The sequence below is a fragment of the Hominilimicola fabiformis genome (assembly GCF_020687385.1).
GTDB lineage: Bacteria > Bacillota > Clostridia > UBA1381 > UBA1381 > Hominilimicola > Hominilimicola fabiformis.
In genome coordinates this window covers 49,265-69,350 of sequence record NZ_JAJEQM010000011.1, presented here as the reverse complement: position 1 = coordinate 69,350, position 20,086 = coordinate 49,265, and the positions used below count along the sequence as shown (strand labels likewise).

Annotated in this window: 16 protein-coding genes, 2 tRNA genes and 1 pseudogene; 12 read left to right on the top strand and 7 right to left on the bottom strand. The window is 39.5% G+C overall.

The window, feature by feature from the left end:
* Window positions 1–133 precede the first annotated feature (133 nt).
* Together rpsI and rplM are read right to left on the bottom strand one after the other, a co-directional pair.
* On the bottom strand, window positions 134–529 hold the full coding sequence (rpsI, locus tag LKE05_RS08885) for a 30S ribosomal protein S9 (protein ID WP_022229376.1): 396 nt from the start codon (window positions 527–529) through the stop codon (window positions 134–136).
* A gap of 14 nt (window positions 530–543) precedes the next feature.
* The gene (gene rplM / locus LKE05_RS08880; RefSeq protein WP_022229377.1) at window positions 544–984 is read right to left on the bottom strand and encodes a 50S ribosomal protein L13; all 441 of its coding nucleotides are present in this window, start codon (window positions 982–984) and stop codon (window positions 544–546) included.
* Window positions 985–1,257: 273 nt separating this feature from the next.
* Between rplM and LKE05_RS08875 the strand changes: the two genes are divergently transcribed.
* Both LKE05_RS08875 and LKE05_RS08870 read left to right on the top strand, forming a co-directional pair.
* The gene (locus LKE05_RS08875) at window positions 1,258–2,391 is read left to right on the top strand and encodes an acyltransferase family protein (RefSeq protein WP_308456577.1); all 1,134 of its coding nucleotides are present in this window, start codon (window positions 1,258–1,260) and stop codon (window positions 2,389–2,391) included.
* Window positions 2,392–2,508: 117 nt separating this feature from the next.
* A tRNA-Pro gene (locus LKE05_RS08870) sits at window positions 2,509–2,585 on the top strand.
* A gap of 136 nt (window positions 2,586–2,721) precedes the next feature.
* Here the strand turns inward: LKE05_RS08870 and LKE05_RS08865 are convergent.
* Complete coding sequence (locus LKE05_RS08865) at window positions 2,722–4,080, bottom strand: MATE family efflux transporter (RefSeq protein WP_308456576.1); 1,359 nt, start codon at window positions 4,078–4,080, stop codon at window positions 2,722–2,724.
* Window positions 4,081–4,522: 442 nt separating this feature from the next.
* Here LKE05_RS08865 and ilvA point away from each other — a divergent pair, with 442 nt between their 5' ends.
* The 8 genes from ilvA to cls all read left to right on the top strand — a co-directional run bounded on the left by ilvA (window position 4,523) and on the right by cls (window position 12,170).
* Window positions 4,523–5,731 carry a threonine ammonia-lyase gene (ilvA, locus tag LKE05_RS08860; protein ID WP_308456575.1) on the top strand — a complete coding sequence of 403 codons (1,209 nt, stop codon included), beginning with the start codon at window positions 4,523–4,525 and terminating at the stop codon, window positions 5,729–5,731.
* Between the two features lie 6 nt (window positions 5,732–5,737).
* A complete protein-coding gene (locus LKE05_RS08855) occupies window positions 5,738–6,925 on the top strand; it encodes an HD domain-containing protein (RefSeq protein ID WP_308456574.1) in 1,188 nt (395 codons plus the stop codon).
* On the top strand, window positions 6,922–7,404 hold the full coding sequence (locus LKE05_RS08850; protein WP_308456573.1) for a regulatory protein RecX: 483 nt from the start codon (window positions 6,922–6,924) through the stop codon (window positions 7,402–7,404). The genes LKE05_RS08855 and LKE05_RS08850 overlap by 4 nt, the downstream gene beginning before the upstream one ends.
* 4 nt (window positions 7,405–7,408) lie before the next feature.
* On the top strand, window positions 7,409–8,737 hold the full coding sequence (gene rimO, locus LKE05_RS08845; protein WP_022230853.1) for a 30S ribosomal protein S12 methylthiotransferase RimO: 1,329 nt from the start codon (window positions 7,409–7,411) through the stop codon (window positions 8,735–8,737).
* Window positions 8,737–9,288 (top strand): CDP-diacylglycerol--glycerol-3-phosphate 3-phosphatidyltransferase, encoded by a 552-nt coding sequence (gene pgsA / locus LKE05_RS08840; protein ID WP_022230852.1) that lies wholly within the window; start codon window positions 8,737–8,739, stop codon window positions 9,286–9,288. Before rimO ends, pgsA begins: the two co-directional genes overlap by 1 nt.
* Window positions 9,289–9,324: 36 nt before the next feature.
* The gene (gene hisIE / locus LKE05_RS08835) at window positions 9,325–9,963 is read left to right on the top strand and encodes a bifunctional phosphoribosyl-AMP cyclohydrolase/phosphoribosyl-ATP diphosphatase HisIE (protein WP_308456572.1); all 639 of its coding nucleotides are present in this window, start codon (window positions 9,325–9,327) and stop codon (window positions 9,961–9,963) included.
* A 127-nt stretch (window positions 9,964–10,090) separates the two neighbouring features.
* A complete protein-coding gene (locus LKE05_RS08830) occupies window positions 10,091–10,612 on the top strand; it encodes a DUF5662 family protein (protein WP_022230850.1) in 522 nt (173 codons plus the stop codon).
* Between the two features lie 22 nt (window positions 10,613–10,634).
* Window positions 10,635–12,170: a cardiolipin synthase gene (cls, locus tag LKE05_RS08825; RefSeq protein WP_022230849.1), complete on the top strand. Its 1,536-nt coding sequence runs from the start codon at window positions 10,635–10,637 to the stop codon at window positions 12,168–12,170.
* A gap of 34 nt (window positions 12,171–12,204) precedes the next feature.
* Here cls and LKE05_RS08820 read toward each other — a convergent pair whose 3' ends face one another.
* On the bottom strand, window positions 12,205–13,968 hold the full coding sequence (locus LKE05_RS08820; RefSeq protein WP_022230848.1) for an ABC transporter ATP-binding protein: 1,764 nt from the start codon (window positions 13,966–13,968) through the stop codon (window positions 12,205–12,207).
* 67 nt (window positions 13,969–14,035) lie between these two features.
* Window positions 14,036–14,124 (bottom strand) — tRNA-Ser (locus tag LKE05_RS08815).
* Between the two features lie 120 nt (window positions 14,125–14,244).
* Between LKE05_RS08815 and LKE05_RS08810 the strand changes: the two are divergent.
* Window positions 14,245–16,128, top strand: a pseudogene (locus LKE05_RS08810) (S8 family serine peptidase).
* A 39-nt stretch (window positions 16,129–16,167) separates the two neighbouring features.
* Here the strand turns inward: LKE05_RS08810 and mscL are convergent.
* The gene (gene mscL, locus LKE05_RS08805; RefSeq protein ID WP_022230846.1) at window positions 16,168–16,617 is read right to left on the bottom strand and encodes a large conductance mechanosensitive channel protein MscL; all 450 of its coding nucleotides are present in this window, start codon (window positions 16,615–16,617) and stop codon (window positions 16,168–16,170) included.
* A 27-nt stretch (window positions 16,618–16,644) separates the two neighbouring features.
* Entirely contained in the window at window positions 16,645–18,036 is a 1,392-nt protein-coding gene (locus LKE05_RS08800; RefSeq protein WP_147514734.1) for a glycine--tRNA ligase, read from the bottom strand.
* Window positions 18,037–18,449: 413 nt separating this feature from the next.
* Between LKE05_RS08800 and radA the strand changes: the two genes are divergently transcribed.
* The gene (gene radA, locus LKE05_RS08795) at window positions 18,450–19,838 is read left to right on the top strand and encodes a DNA repair protein RadA (protein ID WP_308456571.1); all 1,389 of its coding nucleotides are present in this window, start codon (window positions 18,450–18,452) and stop codon (window positions 19,836–19,838) included.
* Window positions 19,839–20,086 lie beyond the last annotated feature (248 nt).

Sequence of the window (20,086 nt, the reverse complement as noted above, 5' to 3'; positions counted from 1 at the left end):
AGAATTATACAAATTACTCTTGTGTAAAATGATATATTACTGATTACCACAATTATTTGTGGCAAAATTGCGGTAAAAGACAAAAAATAAATCCCACAATCGGCATGATTGTGGGATTTGTTTGATAAAAAACTTATCTTTTTGAGAACTGTGGAGCACGACGAGCGGCTTTTAGACCGTACTTCTTTCTTTCCTTCATTCTTGAGTCTCTTGTAAGGAAGCCTGCTGACTTAAGGTCTGCTCTGTAAGCTTCTGTATCAACTTCAAGAAGTGCTCTTGAGATACCGTGACGGATTGCACCGGCTTGACCTGTGAAACCACCGCCTTCAACTTTTGCGATTACGTCGAACTTATCTGTTGTCTTTGTAAGTTCAAGTGGCTGACGAACGATAAGCTTTAGTGTATCAAGACCAAAGTATTCATCGATTGTTCTGCCGTTTATTGTGATTTTTCCGTTGCCCGGAACAAGACGAACTCTTGCAACAGAAGATTTTCTTCTACCTGTACCGTAGTATTGTTCTTTAGCCATTTATATTGTCCTCCTTACTTTATTTCGCCTGTCCAAGCGATTGGATTTTGTGCTTGATGATCATGTTCTGTACCCTTGTAAACACGAAGTCTTGTAAGAGCTTTTCTTCCGATTGTGTTGTTTGGAAGCATACCGTTTACAGCGTACATAACAGCCTTTTCAGGTTCTTCTGCCATAAGCTTGTTGTAGTGGATTTCTTTAATTCCGCCTACCCAGCCTGTGTGGTAGTAACGAACCTTTTGGTTAAGCTTATTACCTGTAAGGATAATCTTATCAGCATTGATAACGATAACGTGGTCACCGCAATCTACGTTTGGTGTAAATGTAGGTAAGTGCTTACCTCTTAAAATGCTTGCAACTGTTGCAGCAACACGACCAAGTGGCTTGTCAGCTGCATCAACAACATACCACTTTCTTTCTACGTCTTGTGGCTTTTGCAAATAGCTTGAATTCATAGTTGTGTCCTCCTATACTTAATCTATTCATGTTAAAGCTTACTTCTTTAACTCACAACGGCTATTTTACTATGTTTTTTGATTGTTGTCAACACTTTTTGAAAAATTTTTAATAAATCAAATAACAATCTCTTATTTTCTCTTTATTTCTCATTAATACTCTTTAAATCACAACTTTCATTTTAAAATTTGCTGTATTATTTTGTTCACTTGACTAATAATATTTTATGACATATAATAAGAATATACGACAAAAAGTATTGGGGTGAAGTGATGAACAAGGTAAAAGAACAGATTAAATTTGATTTTGCGAACAACTGTTTTGATGTGCTTAGACTGTACAGTGCATTTTACGTTATGACTTTGCACATATTCCGACATATAAGATTACAGGAAGTGTCGCCTGTATTTGATTGGTGGAACGGTGTCGTTGTGCTGTTTTGCATAAGCGGTTTTTTGGTTCCGGCATCTATGGAGAGAAGTAAAAACACGTGGGAGTTTTTGAAAAAACGTGTACTTAGAATAATTCCGTCGCTGTGGGTGTGTATAATTGTCGGAGTGATTGTGGCGGCGGCATTTTGCGGATTTGTGCTGAACAAGACTTTTGTGACGTGGTTTCTGGGACAGCTTGTTTTTATACGGGATTTGCCACAACCGGATTTTATAAGTAATTTCGGAATAGGAAATTTTCAAGCAAATCTTTGGACAATGATATTTACAGTCCAGTTTTACATTATTACTGCGATAATATACAGATTTTTAAAAAATCGAAAACTGTGGGTATGGATATTTGTAATGATATTGTCTATGGCACTTAATCTTGTTGTGCCGCATTTACAGGAAATATTGCCCGAAACGGGACGGTTGCTCATCTCACATTCGTGTATGCCGTATTTTTATATGTATTTTGCAGGTTGGTTTATGTACCGCTATCGTGAAAAAAACGTGCCGATACTTTCAAAAACAAAAATATTGTGTGTGATTTTGTTTATTGCCCGTACGATTTATTGCGACAGGTTCGGCGTGAGGATAGGCGAGTATATGGATATGATTCAAGTGCTTTTGCTTTGCCTTATGACTGTCGGTTTCGGTTACAGTTTCGGTAAAATCAGATTTAAGTTTGATTTGTCGTACGGATTGTATTTGTATCATATGGTTGTTGTTGATATATTCGTGCAAATCGGTTTGGTGGGTAATATGGGATATGTTGCGGCGGTTTATGCTATTGCTGTGTTGTGTGCGCTTATATCGCATTATCTTGTAGACGATACCGTTGCGCGTATATTTAATAAGAAGAAACTGAGAGTAGATGAAGTTAAAGAAGAAAAAATTGAAGAAAAAAATGAAGAAAAACAAATTGTTAAACAACCTGTTTCGGTTGCAGACGATGATGAAACCGATTTTTAAAAAGACGGAGCAATCCGTCTTTTTTGCTTTGTAAAAAATATTGGATTAATTTTATTTTGGTGGTTGACTTTGCGGAAGAGTGGTGGTATAATAATCTATGTTGTTTATAGGTCATATCGGGATGTGGCTCAGTTTGGTAGAGCACTACGTTCGGGACGTAGGGGCCGCAGGTTCAAATCCTGTCATCCCGACCAAAAACGGCAAACAAATCGCATTATTATGCGGTTTGTTTTTTTTATTGCCAAATGTGAGCAGAAATAATACTGAATCAGAAGTGATAAAAGAATCTGTGCTAAATAAATATCCCCCGGTATAGCCGGGGGATATTTACTATTCTCCTAAATGTTTAATTATCTTGTTATACATATGTTTAAAGAATAACAATGATAACGTCAATGAGGCGATTTCGGCAATGTTGAATGACCACCAAACCGCGTGGATACCGCCGAATTTTGCAAGGATATATGCTGACGGAAGAAGTATGATAAGCTGACGTGTTATAGAAATCATCATACTTAAAAAGCCGTGTCCCAATGCTTGCAGGCTTGATGAAATAACTATACATATACCTGCAAATGCAAAGCTGAGGCTGATTACTCTCAATGCCGGAATACCGATTTCAAGCATATGGTCTGAAGCGTCAAACAATCTCAAAAGTACATCGGGTATAAACTGGAACAGCATAATTCCTATAAACATAATACAAACCGCGTACATAATTGCGAGCTTAATGGTTTTTGTAAGACGTTTTTTGTTTTGTGCGCCGTAGTTATATGAAACAATCGGCACCATACCGTTATTAAGACCGAATACAGGCATAAATACAAAACTGTTAAGTTTAAAGTATACACCGAATACCGCAACGGCAGTTGATGAAAAAGTTATAAGAATTTTATTCATACCGAAAGTCATTGCAGAGCCGACTGACGACATAATTATTGAAGGAATACCGACAGAAAGAATGTTCTTTACAAATATAATCTGCGGTTTAAAACCTTTAAAGCTGATATGTACATCGGGATTTTTGGTAAGGTTAAATGTAATCGCAAGAATTGCCGCACATATTTGACCTGTTACAGTCGCAATCGCCGCACCGGCAACACCCATTTTCGGCATACCGAATAAACCGAAAATTAATATAGGATCGAGTATGATATTGATAATTGCACCTGTTGACTGTGTTATCATTGTGAATATTGTTCGTCCGGTAGATTGAAGGATTCTTTCAAAACCAATCTGCATAAAAATACCAAATGACATAAGCAGACAAATTCTTGTATATTCAATACCCATATTTGCAATATCGCCTGCACCCGCTTGTGCAAGAAAAAACGGCTTTGTTACGAAAATTCCTATAAGTAAAAATAAAACATATCCGAGAACTTCTATAAATATACCGTTTTCGGCGGTCTTGTTTGCCGCTTCAAACTTTTTTTCGCCGAGTGCGCGTGAAAGCATTGCGTTTATACCTACCCCTGTTCCGACTGCTACGGAAATCATAAGGTTTTGCATTGGAAATGCCATTGAAACGGCTGTCAATGCGTCTTCGGAAAGTCTTGATACGAATATACTGTCGACTATGTTATAAAGTGCTTGCACTATCATTGATATAACCATAGGCAGTGACATTGTTACAAGCAGCTTGTTTACAGGCATTGTACCCATTTTATTTTCTTTCGTTTGTTCCATTTATTGTGACTCCTTTCGATCTCTGTATGCAACTTTTTTATTATACTATATTTTGTGGCGGTTTGCAAGGGAAGGTGAGGGGATTGTGGGATTTTTGTGTATGGTAAGAGGGCGACCACTGACCGCCCGAGTGGAAAGTATATGGGATAACGTGCGACCACTGGTCGCCCCTACGGAAGAGTGGTGTCACAGAGTGACGGAGAGGTGGCAATCGAGAAAATAAAAAAGCCACTCAACAGACGGCTGAGCCGCCAGCTCCCCTCAAGGGGAGTCATGAGGGATGTTATGTGTGCCGCCCTATACGAATGAATGGGAGGAACGGAGAATTGTTTTGTGAATAATATAATGATTTTGCATATAAATAAAATCTGCTATTGAAAAATAGATATAATTGCGGTATAATTATAAGATAAGGAAAAGTAAGAAAGGACTTGCGAAAAAAATGGATTTGGAATTAAAAGAAATTGAACTTGCGGCTAAACGTCTTGAGCCGACTATTCACAGAACTAAGATTGAATCATCTAAAACTTTCTCTGACATGACAGGCGGAGAGATATATTTAAAATTTGAGAACCAACAGAAAACAGGTTCATTTAAAATAAGAGGTGCGTCAAATAAGATTGCCGCACTTGTTGAAAGAGGCGAAATTACTTCAGCCGTTGCTTCATCTGCCGGCAACCATGCACAAGGTGTTGCGTATGCGTCACACGTTCACAACATTCCCGCAACTATCGTTATGCCGAAGTCTGCTCCTATCGCTAAGGTGAGTGCGACAGAGGGTTACGGTGCCAAGGTAGTGCTTTACGGAGATTGTTATGACGACGCTTACAAAAAAGCGGTTGAAATTCAAGAAAAAGAGGGTGCAACTTTTCTTCACCCATATGACGATCTTGAAGTTATGGCAGGACAAGGTACAATCGGTATAGAAATCCTTGAGGATTTACCTACTGTTGATATGGTACTTGTACCGGCAGGTGGCGGCGGTCTTTTGGCCGGTGTTGCGGCTTGCATAAAGCAAATCAATCCGCGTGTACAAATTATAGGTGTACAAGCTGAGGGCGCTCCTGCAATTTACAATTCATTTAAAGAGAAAAAACACGTTACTACTGATTCTGCCGTTACTATCGCAGACGGTATTGCGGTTAAAATACCGGGTGACAAAACTGTTGAACTTATCAACAAGTATGCAGATGATGTTGTAACGGTATCAGATGCGGAAATCTCAGAGGCTATTTTACTGCTTCTTGAAAGAACAAAGCAAGTTGTTGAACCTGCCGGTGCCACACCGCTTGCGGCTGTTCTTAACAACAAGGTTGACGTTAAGGGTAAGAAAATCGCTTGCGTACTTTCTGGCGGTAACATTGATGTTAGCTTTATTCACAGAATTATCGAGCTTGGTCTTGTTACGCGTGAGAGAAAGCTTAAATTCAAGACTACACTTCTTGATATTCCGGGAAGTTTGGAACATCTTTCACACATTCTTGCCGAGGCAAACGCAAATATCGTAATGGTACAGCACGACAGATTGAGTGCAGACCTTGATCCTAACGAGGCAATTATTCATATTGCTTGTGAAGTCGGCGGCAGAGAACACGGCGAAAGAGTTATTAAGGTACTTGAAAAGAACGGTTATAATATTGTGATGGAGTAAAATTAAATGATTAAAAAATCTCTTATTTCTCTGATGTATGAGGCGGCATCTATTCAGCGTTGGAACGACCATATCCGTCCTTGGACCGGCTTTACGGAGCTTGACAAGCAGGCACACAAGATGTTTTATGCTTATGTGCTTGCAAAGTGTGAGGGCGAAAGCGTTAATATGATAAAGCTTATTGAGGGCGGAATATTTGAGTTTTTCCACAGAATTGTGCTTACTGACATTAAACCGCCTATTTATCATAAACTTGTAAAAGAAAAAGGCTTTCAAATAGATAATTGGGTACTTTCTGAGCTTGAAGAACATATGGACGGTATCGGCGGCGGTTTCTTTGAGAGAATGAAAAAGTATTATCTTGACAAAGATTACGCATCTCTTGAAAAACAGATTTTAAAAGCCGCACATTACCATGCAAGCAACTGGGAATTTAAAATAATTTACCCTATGAATCCGCAGACTTTCGGTATAGAACAGGTTAAAACCGAAATGGCACAGGGATTGGCGGCTTGCGATACTTTTCACGGCTTCAGATATTTTGCCGGAAGTAAGTATCTTCAAGAGTTTTTGTCGCTTATAGGAAAGCTGAGATACCAACAAAGGTGGGCAAAAGCAGTAAGAATGCCCGAAACTTTTGTTATGGGGCATATGCTTGTCGTTGCGATTTTGTCGTACTTTATGTCGCTTGAACTTGACAATCCTTGCAGAAAACGTCTTGAAAACAACTTCTTTTCGGGACTTTTTCACGATTTACCCGAGGTCTTGACAAGGGATATTGTGTCACCGGTAAAGAACAGCGTCAAGGGTTTGGACAGCATAATCAGTGAAATAGAAGATGAACAAATGCGTGAAGTTATTTATCCGCTTTTACCGCCTGCTTGGCACAGGGAGATAGAGTATTACACGCAGAATGAATTTGACTCTAAAATTATTGATGACGGCGAAATCAATATGGTTACGTCGGACTTGATAAACGAAAAGTATAATGAAGACAAATACAATCCGATAGACGGACAGATTATACGCGGATGTGACCACCTTTCCGCATACATTGAGGCATATATGTCGCTTAGCTATGGCATTAAGTCAGAGCAAATGCAGGGCGGATATGACCATTTGAAAGGCAAATACAAGGATAAGGTTATCGGCGGAATTAATTTTGGAGAATTATTTGATTACTTTGTATTATGAGATATAACAGAGAAAAAAAAGAACTGACCTTTGATGAGGCTAAAGATAAGGCTTTGAGATTGCTTGAATTTCGTTCACACAGTGAGCGTGAACTTTCGGATAAGCTGAAAATAGCCGGCGCAAAGGAAGAAGATATAGATGAAATTCTTGAATTTTGCAGAAATTACGGCTTTTTGGACGACAGAAAGTATGCGATTGCAAAGGCAAAAGATTTAAAGAATTTGAAAAAATACGGTAAAAGACGTATTAAGTCCGAGCTTTACAGCAAGGGCATAGACACGGAATACGTTGAGGAGGCGGTTTCGTATCTTGAGGAGGACGAAGAAGATATGCTTTTGCCTCTTGTTGAAAAAAGGCTTAAAGGTAACTTTGAAAAGAAAAACATTGATAAATGTATACGATATTTTATGTACAGAGGTTACGGCTTTTCTGACATTAAAAATTGTATAGATAATATAAAAGAAGAATATGGAGAGTAAACTTATGTATAACATCGGTCTTGTTTCGCTTGGCTGTGCGAAAAATCAGACAGATGCCGAAATTATGCTCGGTATATTGGCAAATGACGGTTTTAATATAACGTATAATCCGTCAGACGCCGATGTCATAATCGTAAATACTTGCGGTTTTATCGAGTCGGCTAAACAGGAATCAATAGACGCTATACTTGAAATGGCTCAATACAAAAACGGAAGATGTCGATTGCTTATTGCGACAGGTTGCTTGGCAGAACGATACAGCAGTGATATTTTAATCGAACTGCCCGAGGTTGACGCAATAGTCGGAACAGGTGATTATGATAAAATCGCGGAGGTTATCCGCGAGGCGTTTAAGGGCGAAAAGCCTGTAATATGCGGTCATAATGACAGAACTCCAGATGAACGGCTTCCGCGAATTTTGTCAACACCGTCATATACGGCATATTTGAAAATTGCCGACGGTTGTGACAATAACTGTACTTATTGTGCTATTCCTATGATTAGAGGACATTTTAGGAGCAGAAAAATTGAAGATATAGTTGAAGAAGCTGAAAATCTTGCGAAAAACGGTGTTAAGGAACTTATACTTATTGCACAGGATACTTCACGTTACGGAAAAGATTTGTACGGCGAATATTCGCTTGATAAGTTGCTTGAAAAACTTGTCACGGTTGACGGTATCAAGTGGATAAGAGTGCATTATTTCTATCCCGAGGCTATTACGGACAGTCTTATTGATACAATGGCTAAATATGATAAAATATGCAATTATATCGATATGCCCGTACAGCATGGCAACAATGAGATTTTAAGACGTATGGCAAGACGTACAACTCAAGAACAAATGGTTGAGAGAATCAATAAAATAAGAGAAAAAATGCCTGACTGCACAATCAGAACGTCTATAATTGTAGGTTTTCCGGGTGAAACGGAGGAACAGTTTAACGACCTTTATGAATTTGTTAAAAAGGTGCGTTTTGACAGAATGGGTGCTTTCACATATTCACAGGAAGAAGATACTCCTGCGGCTGATTTTCCGAATCAGGTTGATGAGGAAATCAAGGAAGAACGTCTTGACAGACTTATGACACTTCAACAGGGAATATCGCTTGAACTTAACAAGGCTAAGCTTGGCAAAACACTTGAAGTTTTGGTTGAGGGATACGATGAAGAAAGTTTCTTGTTCTACGGCAGAAGTCGCGGCGACAGTATTGATGTTGACGGAAAAGTATATTTTGCAACGGAGGAAGAAGTTACTCCGGGCGATATTATAAAAGTGAAAATTCTTGACGCAGATGAATATGACCTTACAGGTCAAGCGGAGGTGATTTGATGAATACAGCTAATAAAATTACAATGATTCGTGTAGTTCTTGTACCGATATTTATGGTGTTGTTTATGATAGATAACGTAATGTGTCATTATGCGGCACTTGGTGTTTTTGTACTTGCGTCGATAACTGATGCAATAGACGGTCACGTTGCAAGAAAATATAATCAAGTAACGACTTTCGGCAAATTCGTCGATCCGCTTGCGGACAAGGTACTTACAACGGCGGCATTTTTGATATTGATGTACTATGACCGTATGAGTGTGTGGGCATTGATGATTGTGCTTGTAAGAGAATTTGCGGTCGCGGGTATAAGACTTGTTGCGGCGGGGGAAGGCAAGGTTGTTGCCGCAAGTATGTGGGGCAAACTTAAAACCGTTACGCAAATGGTTGCAATTATCGTTGCAATGCTTTTGCTTCCGATTCAGAATACATTCTTAGGTGTACACCCTAAATTGATTTCAGATATACTTATTTGGATTTCGGTTGTATTCACAATAATTTCGGGTGTGGACTATATAGCAAAGAATTGGAATTTAATGGAAATGAAATGAATTTGTTTTATATAAATTGAAAGGGGAATTACATAAATGGACGAATTAATAAATACTCTTAAATTTGACGCAAGCGGACTTATTCCGGCGGTTGTGCAGAATATTGAAACTAACGAGGTGCTTATGGTTGCATATATGAATGCGGACACGATTAAGCAAACTCTTGAAACAGGCAGAGCAACTTTTTGGTCAAGAAGCAGACAGGAAGTTTGGGTAAAGGGCGATACTTCGGGTAATTATATGTACGTTAAAGAAGTTCGCGTTGACTGCGACTGCGATTGTCTTGTTGTGCTTGTTAATCCTGCCGGTCCTGCGTGTCATACGGGAAACAGAAGTTGTTTCTTCAGAAAGATTGAGGACGGCAAGCTTGTTGAGGACGCAAAGGAACAGACTAAGACAGATGTATTTGCGCGTGAACAGGCTGTAGTTATGGACAGAAAAGAACACCCTGAAGAGGGCAGTTATACAAATTACTTGTTCGATAAGGGCGAAGATAAGATTTTGAAAAAAGTCGGTGAGGAGGCTGCCGAAGTTGTTATTGCAGGTAAAAACCGCGATAAGGACGAAATCAGCTACGAAACCGCTGACCTTATTTATCACCTTACTGTTATGCTGGTTGACAACGGTATGACTTGGGAAGATATTTATAAGGAAATGGAAAGAAGAAGTAACTAATCGAAAATCGGTTGCCGAAATTTTGGCAGCCGATTTTTTTTGTTTTGAGAGGTGCAACGTTTTGGTATTGTAAAATGTCGGTATTTGTGATATAATAAACTATTATAGAAAAAGGAAGAATCACTGTATGTGGCATTTTATAAAACATTTTATGACAATCACAAGGCACCGTCACAAGGTAATGTATCATTGCCTAAGGTGCGGAATTTTGTGGCAGGGTATGCGTCACGATTTGTCGAAATATTCACCGACTGAATTTTTACCGGGAGCAAGATTTTATCTCGGTGACAGAAGTCCGACAGAGGGCGAAAGACGTGAATACGGTTATTCAAAGGCTTGGATGCACCACAAAGGAAGAAACAAACATCACTTTGAATATTGGACAGACTACAATCCCAAAACAAGACGTATGGAGGCGGTCGAAATGCCGTTAAAATATGTTAAAGAAATGTTTTGCGACCGTGTTGCGGCAGGAAAAATTTATTTGGACGACAAATATACAAACGATAATCCGATAGAATATTTCTTAAAGGGAAATGCTAAAACAAGTATGCACCCAAACACTGCAAAGCTGCTTGAAGGGTGGCTTATGATGTTGCAGCAAGAAGGGGAAGAAAAAACGTTTGCGTATATAAAAAATTTAAAATAGCCGTTTGAAAGGAGGATTTTGAATGAAAAAGATTTACAGACTTTTATATTCAAACAAATTCGTTGCAATGGTAATGCTTTTAATGCAAATCATTACGTTTGTTGCAATGTATATATGGATTTCCGACTATTCAAAGGTTTTGTTCGGTCTTTCGACTGTTTTGAGTGCCGTACTTATAATATTTGAAATTAATCGTACAGAGGAATCTACTTTTAAAATGACGTGGATAACGCTTATTGCGATTATACCTATATTCGGTGCTTTGTTTTATCTGTTTACAAGGGCACAGGGAGTGTCAATGAATATAGGTGACGATTACAAGAATATTCAAGAGGCAAACAAAAAGTATCTTGTTCAAGACAATGATGTTATGAAAAATATTTATCAGACCGATAAAAATCAGGACGGATTTGCAAGGTATTTATCGAAATACGGCGGTTCTCCTGCTTACACAAATACGGGTGTACAGTATTACAGCATAGGCGAGAGAATGTTTGAGGATATGAAAAAGGAGCTTTTGAAAGCGGAAAAATTCATATTTTTGGAGTTCTTTATTATAAATCACACGAGCCGTATGTGGAATGAAATTCTTGAAATTTTAAAGAAAAAAGTTAAACAGGGCGTTGAAGTTCGCGTTATGTATGACGGTATGGGCTGTATCGTGACGCTTCCGCGAAAATACAATGAATATCTTGAAAGACAGGGGATTAAATGTCGTATATTTTCGCCGATTGTACCGCTTTTGTCAACTCACCAAAACAATCGTGACCACAGAAAAATAATGGTTATAGACGGTGCGGTGGCGTTTTGCGGTGGGATAAATATTTCAGATGAATATATTAATGAAAAGATGCGTTTCGGGCATTGGAAAGATACGGGATTTATGCTCAGAGGCGAGGCGGTCGCGGGATTTACGGCGATGTTTCTTGAAATGTGGAACGTAAATGATGAACACATTGAGGATTGCGGTGAATATATCCAAGCGTCAAAAAAATATTCCGTAAGTACGGACGGATTTGTAATACCGTTCGGCGATACTCCGCTTGATGAAGTTTATGTCGGAAAGCGTGCGTATATAAATAATCTGAACAATGCGTCGGAATATACTTATATAATGACGCCGTATCTTGTTATTGATGACGAGATGTATGAGTGTATGAAGTATGCGGCTCAAAGGGGCGTTGACGTTAAGATTATAATGCCACATATTCCTGACAAGAAATATGCGTTCTATCTTGCGAGAACATATTATAAGGAACTTTTGAAAGCAGGTATAGAAATATACGAATATACACCCGGTTTTGTTCACGCGAAAATGTCGATAAGTGACGGTAAAAAAGCCATTGTCGGTACGGTAAACCACGATTACAGAAGTTTGTATCTTCACTATGAATGTGCGGCTTATATGCTTAATGTACCGGCGGTTATGGATATTGAACGTGATTTCAAAGACACGCTTGAATTGTCGCAGAAGATTACATTAGAGGACGTTAAACATTTTAATATTTTCACAAAGCTTTTAGGACATATTATAAGGTTAGTAGCACCACTACTATAAAAAAATGCGGTCATACAGACCGCATTTTTGTTTGTTATAGTGAGGTGTACATACTGTATAGGTTGTAGTACAATCCTTTTTTATCAATCAATTCTTGGTGTGTGCCTTGTTCTTCGATACCGTTTTCGGTGAGGACAAGAATCATATTTGCGTTACGGATTGTTGTAAGTCTATGGGCGATTGTGAATACTGTTCTGCCTTTTGCAAGTTTTTCGAGTGAGTCTTGCACGATTTTTTCGCTTTCATTATCAAGTGCGGAGGTCGCTTCGTCAAGAATAAGTATAGGCGGATTTTTTAAGAATACTCTTGCGATACTTATTCTTTGCTTTTGACCGCCCGAAAGTTTAACTCCACGTTCGCCGACATATGTGTCATATCCGTTTTCGAGGTTTGAAATAAATTCATGTGCGCCTGCAAGCTTGGCGGCGTTTATAACATCTTCGCGTGTTGCACCGCTTAATCCGTAAGCGATGTTTTCAAAGACCGTTCCCGAGAACAAGTAAACGTCCTGTTGAACGACACCGATTGAATTTCGGAGCGAATTTAATGTGACGTTTTTTATATCTTTGCCGTCAATTAAAATACGTCCTTCTGTGACGTCATAAAAACGTGGGATAAGGTTACAAAGCGTTGTTTTTCCGCCGCCTGACGGACCGACAAGTGCAACGCTGTCGCCTTTCTTGATGTTAAGATTTATATTTGACAGCACGTTTGTGTCATCGTCACTGTAATGAAATCCGACGTTTTCAAACGTTATATTTCCTTGAACATTTTTCAATTCGTCGGCATTTTCTTTTTCTGTTATTTCGGCAGGTGCGTCCATAATTTCAAGGAAACGCTCAATACCTGTCATACCGCGTTGGAATTGTTCGGTAAATTGAATGATTGTACGCAAAGTGGCAAGGAGCGTGCTTACATACAAAAGATATGCGGTAAGGTCGGCAGGGGAGATTTTGCCGTTAATCATAAACAACGCACCCGCAACAACGACTATCAAATACATTACACCCTCAAAGGCTCTGTTTGATGTTTGAAAACCTGCCATATAGAAATATCCGAGTTTTTTTGTGTCAAGAAATTTTTTGTTGCCGTCCTCAAATTTTTCAGCTTCAAGTTCTTCTGTCGCAAATGACTTTACCACTCTTATACCGAGCAATGTATCCTCAACCTGTGAATTAATTTCGCCGATTTGGTTACGCTGTTTCTTGAACGCTTTACGCATACGCGTATTAAAGAATTTTACAAAACAGAATATAAGCGGAAGTGATGCGAACACAATAACCGTAAGCGGTACGTTTACTCCGCAAAGAATTATAAATGAAACGATTATTTTCAGTGCGGCGATGAAAAATTCTTCGGGGCAGTGGTGCGCAAATTCTGTTATATCAAACAAGTCGCTTGTTATTCGTGCCATAATTTGTCCGACTTTGTGTTCGGCAAAGTATGAATGTGAAAGCGTTTCAAGGTGCGCGAATAAGTCACGGCGCATATCTGTTTCGATTTTTGCTCCCATAATATGTCCAGTGTCAGCCATATAGAAATTTGCCGCAGAGTCGATTATTCTTAAAATCAGATAGAAAAGTCCTATTTTTAAGATTATTCCGACGGTTAATCCTGCTATGTTATTGATACCCATATTTGTTATGTAACGCACGAGCATTGGGAATACAAGCTCACAAACCGTTGTCAGTGACGCACAGATTAGATCGAGTATCAGTATCCATTTGTATTTTTTGAAATACGGTACAAAGCGCTTTATAAGATAACTCATCTTCATTTGTTTTTCTTCTGTCTGCATTGTTTTACTCCTTTATAAAAATTCACATAGTAAAAAAAGAATGCGGATTAAAAATCAGCATTCTCTTTGGCGGAGAAGGTGGGATTCGAACCCACGTGCCTGTTAAGGCAAACGCATTTCGAGTGCGCCCCGTTATGACCGCTTCGATACTTCTCCAAAAGTACCTTAATATTTTACCATAGTAAAACAAAAAAGTCAAGCGAAAAACGAGGTTTAAATTGACTTTATAAAAATTGAGTGATATACTGAAATTAAAGCAATTTGAAAAACGGAGCTATGGTTATGAAAAGATTCAGATATATATTTTTTGCCGCGTTATTGGCTATGATGTGGCTGGGGATTAATGTTTATGCAGATGAATATGACGGGTTGGATTTTGATTACGGAAGTGTGCTTGTGCAGTTAAAACCGCAGATTACCGATGCTGTTTCAATGTGTTCAGACCCGTTTGAAGAATTGAATATCAGTGATGCAAAATGTATTTTCGGTGACGATGCAAGCAGTATCAGTTTGTTTTCTGATAAAACAGAGCCTATTATATATGTACTTGATTTGGAAAATCCGAGCCGTGAAAATGTTATAGATACGATTGAAAAATTAAAGGCTATGCCGAATATTGAATATGCAGAGCCTAACTACAATGTATATGAGTTTTCCGAACCTAATGACACGTACTATCAAAACGGAAAACAAGCTGTGCTTGATTTAATCGGTGCAAAAAAGCTTTGGGATTTTGATATTGATTGCTCTGATGTGACTGTCGGAGTTATGGATTCGGGTATACAGACAAATCACGAAGATTTAATTGACAATATATGGGTGAATACGGGCGAAATTGCCGGTGACGGCATTGACAATGACGGTAACGGCTATATTGATGACATATATGGTTGGAATTGCGGTGACAGTAACGGTGATGTGTCATATGTGGACGAACACGGTGTTCACGTTGCGGGGATTATAAGTGCGGCGACTAATAATTCCAAGGGTGTGGCGTCTGTTGCACGTAATGCCAAAATCGCGTCAATAAAGATTTTTAACAGCAGTGGTAAAAGTACTTTATCTTATATAATAGAAGGGATTAATTTCGCGAAAAAGAATGATATAAATATTATTAATTGCAGTTTTGGCGGTACTGGTTGGGGAAGTTCTTCTGTGAACACAATCAAATCTGCAATGGCGGCTGTGCCTGATATGTTTTTCGTTATTGCGGCGGGAAATACAACAAGTGCATCATAAGCTAATAATGACAAAGTGGCGGTATATCCGTCACAACTTACAAAAGACCTCGACAATGTAATTTCTGTTGCAAACACGACAAGCAGTGATGAACTCAGCAGTACGTCACATTACGGTGCGAAAAGTGTTGATATTGCCGCACCCGGTACGGATATTTACAGTACAATTCCGACAAGCAGTTACGGAACAATGTCGGGAACTTCTATGGCTACACCTATGGTTGCAAGTGCTGTTGCGGTAATGCGTGCAGTAAATCCGAATATTTCGGCAAAAGAAATTAAAGAAACTTTGTGTTCGAGTTCAGACAAGCTTTCGGCGCTTACAGGTAAAGTTATAAGCGGCGGAAGATTGAATGCGTATAATGCGGTTAAGGCAATTATGCCGACAGCGACACCAACGGCAACACCAACGGTAAAACCGACAGCAACGCCGACAGTAACACCAAGTCCAACGGCAACACCAACGGTAAAACCAACAGCAACGCCTACGACAGTAACACCAAGTCCAACGGCAACACCAACGGTAAAAGCAACAGCAACACCAACGATAGTACCGACAGTAACACCAAGTCCAACGGCAATGCCTACGACAGTACCGATGCCGACAGTAACGTCAAGTCCAACGGCAACACCAACGGCTGGTCCGACAGTCACACCAATGCCGACTGTTTTAACGAACAATAAAATTGAGTGTGAAATAAAAGATAACAAACTTATCGTATCGCTTAATTTTGAAGAAGATGACGAATTGATGTATGTTGCGTTCAGAAAAGGTAATGAACTTAAAAAGATTGTGACACCTGACATACATAATATGACGGCGGAGGTCGATTTGAATGATGTGGAATATGACGGTATAGATGTGTATGTGTGGAATGGAAATATGAAGCCGTATGCAGAGGTAAAGCAAATAGAAAAATAAAAGAAAACCCAATCGAATTTCGTTCGATTGGGTTTTGTATTATTCTTTGTCTTTTAACAAATCGCGTATTTCGGCAAGAAGTTCTTCTTGGGTAGGACCTGCAGGAGTGACTTCTTCCTCAACTTTCTTTTTGAATTTATCATTTAGTTTATTAAGCCCCTTAACTACGCAGAAAATTATAAATGCAAGGATAAGGAAATTAATAATCGCCGAAAGGAAATTACCGATATTTATTGATGTACCCGGAATTATCCATTTAGACATATCCATAACCGATTCAACGGCACTTGTGTCACCGACTGTACTTGTAGCGGCTGTTTTGAGTGCACCTGTTATAAGAGATACAACGTATGCAATACCCGGGTCGATAATGTCGGCAACAAGTGAATCGACAATGCTTTTAAATGCACCGCCGACAACAACGCCGACTGCCATATCAACTACGTTTCCGCGAGATATAAAATCTTTAAATTCATCAACAAATTTCATAGCAATTTACCCCCACCAACAACATTATTAAAATTCTAATTTTCCTTCCAAGAACTTTTCAAGTTCGTCAATCTTAATTCTCTGCTGTTCCATTGTATCTCTGTCACGGACTGTAACCGAGTTATCTTCTGCTGAATCGAAGTCATATGTGATACAGTACGGTGTACCGATTTCGTCTTGTCTTCTGTAACGCTTACCGATTGAACCGGCATTGTCATATTCACAGTTGAACTTCTTTGAAAGCTGTTCGTATACAGCTGTTGCACCTTCGTCAAGTTTCTTTGAAAGCGGAAGAACGGCAGCCTTTATCGGTGCAAGTGCCGGATGCAAGTGCATAACAACTCTTGTGTCGCCACCCTCAAGTTCTTCTTCGTCATATGCCTCAACAAGGAATGCAAGTGCAACTCTGTCTGCACCAAGTGACGGCTCAATACAATACGGAACGTATTTTTCGTTTGTGATTGGGTCCATATATTCCATACTTTCACCGCTGTGTTCCATATGTTGCTTTAAGTCATAATCGGTTCTGTCTGCAATACCCCAAAGTTCACCCCAACCGAATGGGAATACAAATTCAATATCGGCAGTTGCATTTGAATAGAATGCAAGTTCTTCAGGTGAGTGATCTCTGAAACGCAAGTTTTCTTTTCTTATACCAAGGTTAAGTAAGAAATTCATACAGTATTCTTTCCAATATGCGTGCCACTCAAGGTCTGTACCCGGTGCACAGAAAAATTCAAGTTCCATTTGTTCAAATTCTCTTGTACGGAATGTGAAGTTACCCGGTGTGATTTCGTTTCTGAATGATTTACCGATTTGTCCGATGCCGAAAGGTACTTTTTTACGGCTTGTACGTTGTACGTTTTTGAAGTTTACGAAAATACCTTGTGCAGTTTCCGGACGAAGATATACTACTGATGAAGAATCTTCTGTAACACCTTGGAATGTCTTGAACATAAGGTTAAATTCACGAATATCAGTAAAGTTTTGCTTGCCGCATTTTGGGCAGACAATGTTATTTTCTGTGATGTATTCAACCATCTTTTCTTTGCTCCAACCGTCAACTGTGATGTCCTCACCTTTTTCGTGTGCAAAGTCTTCAATCAGCTTGTCCGCTCTGTGACGTGATTTACATTCTTTACAGTCCATAAGAGGATCCGAGAAACCGCCGACGTGACCCGACGCAACCCATGTTTCTGGGTTCATAAGGATTGCACAGTCAAGACCTACATTATATTTTGATTCCTGTATGAATTTTTTCCACCAAGCTTTTTTTACGTTGTTCTTAAATTCAACACCGAGAGGACCGTAATCCCAAGTGTTTGCAAGACCTCCGTAAATTTCACTGCCTGGGTACACATAGCCTCTGCCTTTACAAAGCGCTACGATTTTGTCCATTGTTTTATCTGCGTTATTCATTATAAAAAAGTCATCCTTTCAAATTATTACATAATTACATATACATATAGTTTATAAAAACTGACGGTGTTTGTCAAGGCTATTCCGAAAAATATTGACGTTATAAGTATTATTTTTTTGAATTTTCGGAATATAAAAATTTTGGGGACAGAAAAGGTTATGTAAACTGTGAATGTGTTAATAAAGTTATCCACGTTGGGTGCATAACGCGTGGATAACTTTGATATTTACGGATAAATCGGGCGTGAATTGCGTGGATAAGTGCGTGGATAGAGTGGATATTAACACAGCTGTAACATTGCTGTAATGTAAATTATGCAAACCGCAATGTGAGCGTAATATTTGTGGCTTGACAGTGTGGGTGGAAAGTTATAAAATTATGGATATAATTTTTGTGGTGGCAATACTGATAAATGAAAGGAATAGGAATGAAAACAAAAACGACATATATATGCAGTGAATGTGGGTACAAATCACCGAAGTGGCTGGGAAAATGCCCAGGCTGTAACAGTTGGAACACCATACAGGAAACTGTTATTACGGAAAAGAAAACGTCTGCTACGCGTGCAATGTCTATAAGTAACGGCGGAAGTGTGCGTATGCCGAAAAAAATCGGTGATGTAAAAGTCGGATATGAAACACGTTACAAAACCGGTTTACAGGAGCTTGACAGAGTGCTTGGCGGCGGAATTGTACAGGGTGAATTAATACTTGTAGGCGGTGACCCGGGTATCGGTAAATCAACATTACTTTTGCAAATTTGCCAAAAAGCCGGTGAAGAAAGAAAAATTTTATATGTTTCGGGTGAGGAATCGGAGGGACAAATTAAAATTCGTGCTGAAAGATTGGGCGTTACAACGGAAAATCTATATCTTGTTTCCGAAACAGATGTTGAAACGGTTATAGAATGTATAAACGAAATTAAACCCGACATTGTTATTATTGACTCAATTCAAACGATGAACAGACAGGATATTGCCTCTGCGGCAGGAAGTGTTCCGCAGGTAAGAGAGGCTACTAACGCTTTTATGCACATTGCAAAGTCGCTCGGCATTTCTATGTTTATAGTCGGTCACGTTACAAAAGAGGGGGCAATCGCAGGTCCGAGAGTGCTTGAACATATGGTCGACTGTGTGCTTTATTTTGAGGGTGACAGACAGCTTTCGTTCAGGATTTTAAGAGCGGTTAAAAATCGTTTCGGCTCGACTAACGAAATCGGTGTATTTGAAATGTGTGACAGCGGTCTCAGAGAAGTCGAAAATCCGTCAATGATGCTTTTGGAGGGCAGAAATGTTGATATATCGGGCAGTGCGATTGTGTGTACGATGGAGGGCAGTCGTGGTGTCATGGCTGAAATTCAAGCACTCGTTACACCGACCGGATTCGGTAATCCGCGTCGTATGACAAACGGTATTGATGTTAATCGTGTGCTGTTGCTTATCGCGGTACTTGAAAAACGTGCAAGAATGAATTTGTCAAATTCAGACATTTATGTTAATGTTGCAGGCGGACTTCGTATTGATGAAACGGCGGTTGATTTGGGTATCTGTGCCGCTGTCGCGACAAGTCAGGCGGATATTCCTCTGCCGCCGGATATGATATTTATCGGTGAAGTCGGTCTTGGCGGTGAACTTAGAGGTGTTTCGCAGCTTGAAAAGCGTATTAATGAGGCGGCTAAACTGGGGTTTAAGTCGGCGATTGTGCCGAAACAATCGCTTAGAGGTGTGAAAATTCCCGACGGTTTTGCGGCTTACGGGATTAAGACGATTTCGGAAATGATTAATATGCTTAGAAGAAAATGACAGAAAAGCCACCCCTCAGTCGGTGTTGCCGACAGCTCCCCTTAAGGGGAGCCTTATAGGGCGGCCGATGACCGCCCCTACGAAGTAAGTGCAGTATATGGTGGTGTGTAGGGGCGACCATTGGTCGCCCGCTTTGAATGAGATGCGGATTGTGTGAAAGTATGGGACGGTGCCACAATGCCCCGTGTTGTAGATAATAGAGGAAAATAATAGACAGAAAAGCCACCCCTCAGTCGGCGTTGCCGACA

Coding starts and splice junctions, on each gene's coding strand:
- rpsI (WP_022229376.1), bottom strand. CDS start 529: ATGGCTAAAGAACAATACTACGGTACAGGTAGAAGAAAATCTTCTGTT.
- rplM (WP_022229377.1), bottom strand. CDS start 984: ATGAATTCAAGCTATTTGCAAAAGCCACAAGACGTAGAAAGAAAGTGG.
- LKE05_RS08875 (WP_308456577.1), top strand. CDS start 1,258: ATGAACAAGGTAAAAGAACAGATTAAATTTGATTTTGCGAACAACTGT.
- LKE05_RS08865 (WP_308456576.1), bottom strand. CDS start 4,080: ATGGAACAAACGAAAGAAAATAAAATGGGTACAATGCCTGTAAACAAG.
- ilvA (WP_308456575.1), top strand. CDS start 4,523: ATGGATTTGGAATTAAAAGAAATTGAACTTGCGGCTAAACGTCTTGAG.
- LKE05_RS08855 (WP_308456574.1), top strand. CDS start 5,738: ATGATTAAAAAATCTCTTATTTCTCTGATGTATGAGGCGGCATCTATT.
- LKE05_RS08850 (WP_308456573.1), top strand. CDS start 6,922: ATGAGATATAACAGAGAAAAAAAAGAACTGACCTTTGATGAGGCTAAA.
- rimO (WP_022230853.1), top strand. CDS start 7,409: ATGTATAACATCGGTCTTGTTTCGCTTGGCTGTGCGAAAAATCAGACA.
- pgsA (WP_022230852.1), top strand. CDS start 8,737: ATGAATACAGCTAATAAAATTACAATGATTCGTGTAGTTCTTGTACCG.
- hisIE (WP_308456572.1), top strand. CDS start 9,325: ATGGACGAATTAATAAATACTCTTAAATTTGACGCAAGCGGACTTATT.
- LKE05_RS08830 (WP_022230850.1), top strand. CDS start 10,091: ATGTGGCATTTTATAAAACATTTTATGACAATCACAAGGCACCGTCAC.
- cls (WP_022230849.1), top strand. CDS start 10,635: ATGAAAAAGATTTACAGACTTTTATATTCAAACAAATTCGTTGCAATG.
- LKE05_RS08820 (WP_022230848.1), bottom strand. CDS start 13,968: ATGCAGACAGAAGAAAAACAAATGAAGATGAGTTATCTTATAAAGCGC.
- mscL (WP_022230846.1), bottom strand. CDS start 16,617: ATGAAATTTGTTGATGAATTTAAAGATTTTATATCTCGCGGAAACGTA.
- LKE05_RS08800 (WP_147514734.1), bottom strand. CDS start 18,036: ATGAATAACGCAGATAAAACAATGGACAAAATCGTAGCGCTTTGTAAA.
- radA (WP_308456571.1), top strand. CDS start 18,450: ATGAAAGGAATAGGAATGAAAACAAAAACGACATATATATGCAGTGAA.